The 658-nt window shown below is 67.8% G+C and carries 1 protein-coding gene; it reads left to right on the plus strand.

What is annotated here, in order from left to right; genetic code table 11:
• Nucleotides 1–329 (plus strand): HNH endonuclease signature motif containing protein (locus IEY81_RS23910; protein WP_189121001.1); only part of this gene is annotated, 329 nt, incomplete at its 5' end.
• Between the last annotated feature and the right edge of the window lie 329 nt (nt 330–658).

The raw sequence follows: 658 nt of genomic DNA on the forward strand, positions 1-658 counted from the left end.
GGATGGCGTGCAACGCCGACCTCGTCCCCGTCGTGTTGGGCACCGACTCGGAGATCCTCGACCTCGGCCGCACCGCCCGCCTGGCGCACCCGACCCAACACCGCGCACTCCGCCTACGAGACAAGTGCTGCCAAGCAGAGGACTGCGACGCACCAGCCGCCTGGACCGAAGCGCATCATCTGAAACCGTGGGGCGAAGGCGGCAAGACCAACCTCGCCGACATGGTCCTGCTGTGCCCGAGCGACCATCACCGGATCCACGATCCGAACTACACCTACGACCGGCGGACCGACGGGCAGATCCGGTTCAGTCGCCGCGCCGACATCTGACCCCCACCCTGCGCTACCGGGGGTCGAGCTTGTCGAGACCCCTCTTCGAGCAACGCCCGCCCCGATCTGTTGCACGCCTCAGGAAGGCCGATGTTCCACAGAGGGTGGTCTCGACAAGCTCGACCACCGGTGGAGACCACCGGAGCTTCAGTCGCTACGGAAGCGGACGGCGAGCGACGGTGCTGGTCTCGACACGCTTTTCGCCTGGCGGCTCCGGCGGCTCGACCAGTGGTGGCGAGGGGTCCCCGCCATAGCTCGACGTCGGCTCTTCCAAGTCACCTGAGCCCGCGCCACGCCCCTCGCCGCCGCCCCGATATAGGCGGAATCTT

Origin of the sequence: Nocardioides luteus, assembly GCF_014648595.1 — a bacterium.
Classification (GTDB): Bacteria; Actinomycetota; Actinomycetes; order Propionibacteriales; family Nocardioidaceae; genus Nocardioides; species Nocardioides luteus.